The 6,311-nt window shown below is 63.7% G+C and carries 7 protein-coding genes; 3 read left to right on the top strand and 4 right to left on the bottom strand.

What is annotated here, in order from left to right; translation table 11 throughout:
* A partial coding sequence (locus EN932_RS25980; RefSeq protein ID WP_164890622.1) for a gamma-glutamyl-gamma-aminobutyrate hydrolase family protein occupies window positions 1–513 on the top strand: 513 nt, incomplete at its 5' end.
* 73 nt (window positions 514–586) lie between these two features.
* On the opposite strand, the gene EN932_RS25985 is transcribed toward EN932_RS25980, so the two are convergent.
* From EN932_RS25985 to mntR, 4 genes are all read right to left on the bottom strand, one after another.
* Window positions 587–1,852, bottom strand: a complete 1,266-nt coding sequence (locus EN932_RS25985) for a tetracycline resistance MFS efflux pump (RefSeq protein WP_027162079.1) — start codon at window positions 1,850–1,852, stop codon at window positions 587–589.
* Between the two features lie 156 nt (window positions 1,853–2,008).
* Entirely contained in the window at window positions 2,009–2,929 is a 921-nt protein-coding gene (locus EN932_RS25990; protein WP_013530123.1) for a neutral zinc metallopeptidase, read from the bottom strand.
* Window positions 2,930–3,128: 199 nt separating this feature from the next.
* Window positions 3,129–3,317, bottom strand: a complete 189-nt coding sequence (locus tag EN932_RS25995) for a hypothetical protein (protein WP_013530122.1) — start codon at window positions 3,315–3,317, stop codon at window positions 3,129–3,131.
* Between the two features lie 89 nt (window positions 3,318–3,406).
* Window positions 3,407–3,856, bottom strand: a complete 450-nt coding sequence (gene mntR, locus EN932_RS26000; RefSeq protein WP_024504117.1) for a manganese-binding transcriptional regulator MntR — start codon at window positions 3,854–3,856, stop codon at window positions 3,407–3,409.
* A gap of 235 nt (window positions 3,857–4,091) precedes the next feature.
* On the opposite strand from mntR, the gene EN932_RS26005 reads away from it, so the two are divergent.
* Together EN932_RS26005 and EN932_RS26010 are read left to right on the top strand one after the other, a co-directional pair.
* Entirely contained in the window at window positions 4,092–5,456 is a 1,365-nt protein-coding gene (locus tag EN932_RS26005; RefSeq protein WP_013530120.1) for an Nramp family divalent metal transporter, read from the top strand.
* 87 nt (window positions 5,457–5,543) lie between these two features.
* A partial coding sequence (locus EN932_RS26010) for a protein-L-isoaspartate O-methyltransferase (RefSeq protein WP_164890623.1) occupies window positions 5,544–6,311 on the top strand: 768 nt, incomplete at its 3' end.

Consider the following 6,311-nt stretch of genomic DNA (forward strand, 5'->3'; position numbering starts at 1 on the left):
GTGCCGGCCAAGTCCGGCGCCGAGGAAATCCTCGCCATGCAGCCGGACGGCATTTTTCTCTCCAACGGCCCCGGCGACCCGGAAGCCACCGGCGACTATGCCGTACCGGTCATCCGGGATCTGCTGAAGACCGACATCCCGGTGTTCGGCATCTGCCTTGGCCACCAGATGCTGGCGCTGGCGCTGGGCGGCAAGACCGCCAAGATGCACCAGGGCCATCACGGCGCCAACCATCCGGTCAAGGACCACACCACCGGCAAGGTCGAGATCGTCTCGATGAACCACGGCTTTGCCGTGGATGCCGACTCGCTGCCATCAGGCGTCGAGGAAACCCACGTCTCGCTGTTCGACGGTTCGAATTGCGGCATCACGCTGACCGGCCGGCCGGTGTTCTCGGTCCAGCATCACCCCGAGGCTTCGCCCGGCCCGCAGGATTCGCACTACCTGTTCCGCCGCTTCGTCAATTTGATCCGCGAAAAGCGCGGTGAGGAATTGCTGGCCGAACGGGCTTAGCGCGATCCGGTAGCGCCGCCCCTCATTGCCCTGCCGGGATGGCACTCCCTGGTGAGCGCAATGCGGTTGTGACTCACACCTGTGCTCCATCCTCAGCGACATCGGTGGCGACATTCGTGCGCGCTGCCGGCCTCGCAACTTTCGTCACAAAGACGATGACCGCCAGCGTCAGGAAGCACGCTCCCAGCAGATAGGGCGCGCCGCCGAAGGTCACCGGCGCGCTTGGCCCGGTGAACCAGGAAAAGATCGCCGTGTAGAGCAGCGGCGTGATGATCGAGGTGATCGAGAAGATCGAGGTCATCGCGCCCTGCAGTTCGCCTTGCGCCGAAGGCGGCACCTTGGCGGCGGCGAGGCTCCTCAGCGGCGGGTCGGCCAGCGCTTCCAGGCAGCCGACGACGATCACCGCATAGATCATCCAGCCTTGCGACGCGAAGGCGTAGCCGAAGGCGCTGGCTGCCGTGAATGTCAGGCCGATGACCGCCGTCTTCCACTCGCCAAGCCTCGGGATGACGCGCGGCAGCACCGTCGCCATGACGATCGCGCCGCACAGGCCGAAGGCGCCGAGCGAGAAGCCGATCTGCTGCTCGCTCCAGCCATAGCGGTAGCTGGAGACGAACGACCAGACCGCCGGATACATCATATGCCCGAGCGTCATCAGGAAGAAGACAAGCCCGATCCAGCCGATGCCTTGATATTGGCGCATCTGCAGAAGCGTGCCGACCGGGTTGGCGCGTTTCCACTCGAAGCGGCGGCGGTGCTTGTCATCGAGCGTTTCCGGCAGGAAAAACAAAGCGATGAGGAAATTCACGAAGGCGAGCCCGGCGGCGAAATAGAACGGCACGCGCGGCCCGAACGTGCCGAGCAGCCCGCCCAGAACCGGCCCGATGACGAAGCCGACGCCAAATGCGATGCCGAGCAGGCCGAAATTCTTAGCCCGATTGTCATCGTTCGAGATGTCGGCGATGAAGGCCGATGTCGTCGAATAGCTGGCGCCCGAAATGCCGGCCAGCACGCGCCCGATGAACAGCATCGGGTAGGACCAGGCGACGGCGCAGATCAGATTGTCGATGGAGAAGGTCAGCACCGATGCGAGCAGGATCGGCCGCCGCCCGAACCGGTCGCTCAAGCCGCCCATGATCGGTGCGAAGAAGAACTGCATCGCCGCATAGACGAAGAACAGCCAGCCGCCTTCGATCGCCGCGCCGCTGATGCTGACCCCGGTCAATTCCCGGAGATAGGCCGGCAGCACCGGCATGATCATGCCGAAGCCGATAATGTCGAGCAGCAGCGTGGTGAAGACGAGCGCAAGGCCCCGTCTGGCGGTTTTGGGGTCGATCATGCAGGATCAAGCTCCTCTGCTCGCCCTCAGGCGCAGGCGGACGCACCTTATAGGCGAGCTCGCGGAAAGGAACAATGCAGGAACAGGCCGAATCTATTCATCCTGACACCACCTGACGGCAGCATCGCCGGCAGGTGAAGCTCGACAACGGTCTGGTCAGATCGGCCCACTCAGCGTGTTGCAATCCGACAGCTTGCCGCTCTTGTAACCACGCGCCAGCCAGGTCTGCCGCTGCTGCGAGGTGCCGTGGTTGAAGCTTTCCGGCACGACATAGCCCTGCATCTTCTTCTGCAGCGTGTCGTCGCCGATCTGCTTGGCGGCGTTCAGCGCGCTTTCGATGTCGCCCTGCTCCAATATGCCTTTCTGTCCGGTGTAGTGGGCCCACACACCGGCAAAGCAGTCGGCCTGAAGCTCGATTCGCACCGACATCTGGTTGGCCTCGACCTCGCCCATGCTCTGCCGCATCTGGTTGAACTTGGACATGATGCCGGTCAGGTTCTGCACATGATGGCCGATTTCATGCGCGATCACATAGGCGCGGGCAAATTCGCCCGAAGCGCCGAACTGCTGGTCGAGTTGCTGGAAGAAGGTCATGTCCAGATAGACCTTGTGGTCGCCGGGACAATAGAACGGTCCGGCCGCCGCGGAGGCAAAGCCGCAGGCCGAACGGACCTGGCCGGAAAACAGCACCAGCTTGGGATCCTCGTAGGTCAATCCCTGCGACTTGAAGATGCCGGTCCAGGTGTCCTCGGTCTCGGCCAGCACGGTCGCCACGAACTGCTTCATCTCGTCATTGGCCGGTGTGGCACCGTTGTCCTGGCCGCTGTTGTCGGTGATCTGGCCGCCGCCGCCCGGCAGCAGGCCGCCGTCGCCACCACCCAGGATCGTCGAAGGATCGAAGCCGAAATACCATCCGGCCAGCACCACCAGGATGACGAGGAAGATGCTGCCCCCGCCACCGGTGCGGCCGCCGATCGGAATGCGGAACTGGCCACCGCCGCCGCCGAGTCCGCCACCGCCGCTGTCGCTGCGGTCGTCCTCGATATTGTCACTCTGACGACGGCCCTTCCAGAGCATGGCAACTCCTCGTACAGCAAACCTCCCCGTTGCTCCGGGGCGACAAACAATTATCCCAACGGTTGCGCCAAGTCACAGCATTTTTCGATGGCCTTTTTGGCCACACGCGTTGCCTTGCGGCCAAGTTCGTTGTGGCGAGCGGCTCGGCGTGGCAATCGTCCCCGTGGCCTACAGCCGATCACGTAAGCCCGACAGAGAGCTAATCTTCCTGCTTGGCGCCGGCGCTCTTGCCGTCGGAGCTCTTCGAACGCTCCTCGAAACGCGCCGCGCCCTTTTTCAGCGGATGGCCGGTTTCGGCTTCGGTCTTGCGCTCATCCCTGGCCGCCGCCTGTTTCAGTCCCTCGGCTGCCTGCTTGCCCTTTGCCGCCGGCGTTTGTTCGATGCCCATCGTTTCCTCCCTTTCGCGCGCCAATCGCACGGATCTGGTGCAAACGTGTCTGGCGTGCGACGGTTCCGGCGACGCGGGAACTCTGGCGCTCAGCGCGCCGTCATCGCCTTGCGGAAGGCTTCCAGCGTCTCGGCGCTGACATGGTGCTCGATGCCCTCGGCATCGATGCGCGCTGTCTCCGCACTGACACCGAGCGAGCGCAAGAAAGCTTCCACCGTCTGGTGGCGGATGCGGCTTTCCTCCGCGACTTTGCGGCCGGCTTCGGTCAGGAACACGCCACGATAGGGCTTTCTCGACACCAGACCGTCGGCGCACAGCCTGGTCAGCATCTTGGCCACCGTCGGCTGCGCGACGCCGAGCCGTGCGGCGATGTCGACCTGACGCGCCTCGTTGCCGTCTTCGATCAGGTCGGCGATCAGTTCGACATAATCCTCGACCAACGCACTGCGGCGCGCTTCGCGCTGCTGCCGGAAGCCCTCCGAATGAATTTCGGCGTCGAGCAGCGGCTCGCGCGGAACTGGTCTGTTCTTCAGCACCAATACGCGCTCCTCCCAAGACTATTTGCCATCCATGCTTTCATAGCACGGGCTCTGATTCTTCAGGCCGTTTATTTGCATTCCGCCACAGGTGCAACCGGGGCTTCCGATTGCCGTTTCACCCGATGACCGCCAGCCGGATAAAAAGCAACGACAATGAAATATAGCATATTGCATAATGTTGAGCCATGGCATAGCTTAAGGCAACATCGTCCAGTCTCGCGGAAAGCCCTCCTTCATGTCTGAAGCCGAAGCCACAGCCTCCCGTTCCTCATGGCGGTTCGCCAGGCCCGACGAGGACGAGCAGCCCAGCCTGCGCGAAGTCAATTCCTCTATCGCCGTGCCGAACTCGGGCGTCTGGTTCCGTCGCCTGTTCGCCTTCATGGGTCCCGGCTACATGGTCTCGGTCGGCTATATGGACCCCGGCAACTGGGCGACCGACCTCGCCGGCGGCGCCCAGTTCGGTTACACGCTGCTGTTCATCATCATGCTGTCCAACCTGATGGCGATCCTTTTGCAGGCGCTGGCGGCACGGCTCGGCATCGCCACCGGCCGCGACCTCGCCCAGGCCTGCCGGGCCTATTATCCCCGGCCGGTGAACTTCGTGCTGTGGATCGCCTGCGAGCTGGCCATCATCGCCTGCGACCTGGCCGAAGTCATCGGCACCGCGATCGCATTGCAGCTTCTGTTCGGCATTCCGCTGATCGGCGGCGCCATGCTGACGGCGCTCGACGCCTTCCTCGTGCTGCTCCTGATGAACAAGGGGTTTCGCTATCTCGAAGCCTTCGTCATCGCGCTTTTGATCATCATCTTCAGCTGCTTCGCCATCCAGATCTTCGTCGCCGCCCCGCCGGCCGGTTCGATCCTGCATGCCATGTTCGTGCCGTCGTCGGAAATCGTCACCAATCCGGCGATGCTCTACATCGCCATCGGCATCATCGGCGCCACCGTCATGCCGCATAATCTCTATCTGCACTCCTCGATCGTGCAGACCCGCGCCTATGAACGCACCGACAAGGGCAAGCGCGACGCCATCAAATGGGCAACGACGGACTCGACCATCGCCCTGATGCTGGCTTTGTTCGTCAACGCCTCGATCCTGATCGTGTCCGCGGTCGCCTTTCACAACACCGGCCACCAGGACGTCGCAGAGATCGGCCAGGCCTTCGAGCTGCTGTCGCCGCTGCTCGGCCTCGGCATCGCCTCGATCCTGTTCGCGGTGGCGCTGCTGGCTTCCGGCCTGAACTCGACGGTGACGGCCACGCTCGCCGGCCAGATTGTTATGGAAGGCTTCCTGCGCCTGCGCATCCCCAACTGGGCACGCCGGCTGCTGACGCGCGGCCTCGCCATTATCCCGGTGGTGGTCGTCACCGCGCTCTATGGCGAAAAGGGCACCGGCCAGTTGCTGGTGTTCAGCCAGGTCATCCTGTCGATGCAACTGCCCTTCGCGGTCGTCCCGCTGGTGCAGTTCGTCTCCGACAAGAAGAAGATGGGCAATCTCGCCATTCCGCGCGGCGTCGCAGCCCTTGCCTGGGTGGTCGCCGCGATCATCCTGGTGCTCAACTTCAAGCTGCTCTACGACACCATGTTCGGGGTCGGCTGAGTTCCGCTTCGCCTGGAAACCGGCTGCCCTCTGCGCAGGGGGCAGCCTCGCGACAAATCGGCAATCCGCGCTATGTTTTCCGGCATCATGACCCGGATCGAAGACATCAGGAAATTCTACGCGCGGCTGCTGGCCGCCAATGCCGGCTCGCCCGACCCACGTCTGGAAGCGGCTTTCGCCGACGTGCCGCGCGAAGCGTTTCTCGGTCCCGGGCCGTGGACGGTCGTCGCCGGCAACGGCAAGATCAGAACACCAAGCGCCGATCCGGCTCATATCTATCAGAACGTGCTGGTGGCGCTCGACGACGACAAGGGCATCAACAATGGCGAGCCATTCCTGCACGCCATGTGGATTGGAAAGCTTGAACCGAAACCCGGTGAGGCGGTTTGCCATATCGGCGCCGGCACCGGCTACTACACCGCCGTGCTGGCCCGGCTGGTTTCGCCAGGCGGCATCGTCACCGCTTTCGAACTCGACGAGAAGCTGGCCGATCTGGCGCGTCAAAATCTCGAAGCCTATGGCAATGCGACGGTGGTACATGGCGATGCCGTGACGACGCCCCTGCCGCCATCCGACATCATCTATGTCAATGCCGGGGTCGCAGCGCCCCCGGCCGGATGGCTGAAGGCGCTGCGGCCAGGCGGCCGCATGATCTTTCCCTGGCGGCCGGCCGAGCGCGTCCCGCTGGCGGTGATGGTGACACGCACGCAAAAAGGCTTCGCCTGCGATCCGTTCATGCGGTCGTGGTTCATTCCCTGTGTCGGCGCCTCGGTCGCGGACCCCGCGGCGATGATCCCCACCGGCGAGCAGGCCGCGCGCAGCCGCTCGATCTGGCTGGCGCAGGACAGGGCGCCG

The organism is Mesorhizobium sp. M7A.F.Ca.US.002.01.1.1 (genome assembly GCF_004022955.1).
GTDB classification, from domain to species: domain Bacteria; phylum Pseudomonadota; class Alphaproteobacteria; order Rhizobiales; family Rhizobiaceae; genus Mesorhizobium; species Mesorhizobium ciceri.

What these genes read in the sequence shown, in the direction of transcription:
- EN932_RS25990 (WP_013530123.1), bottom strand. Translation starts at nt 2,929, where the DNA reads ATGCTCTGGAAGGGCCGTCGTCAGAGTGACAATATCGAGGACGACCGC.
- EN932_RS25985 (WP_027162079.1), bottom strand. Translation starts at nt 1,852, where the DNA reads ATGATCGACCCCAAAACCGCCAGACGGGGCCTTGCGCTCGTCTTCACC.
- EN932_RS25995 (WP_013530122.1), bottom strand. Translation starts at nt 3,317, where the DNA reads ATGGGCATCGAACAAACGCCGGCGGCAAAGGGCAAGCAGGCAGCCGAG.
- EN932_RS26005 (WP_013530120.1), top strand. Translation starts at nt 4,092, where the DNA reads ATGTCTGAAGCCGAAGCCACAGCCTCCCGTTCCTCATGGCGGTTCGCC.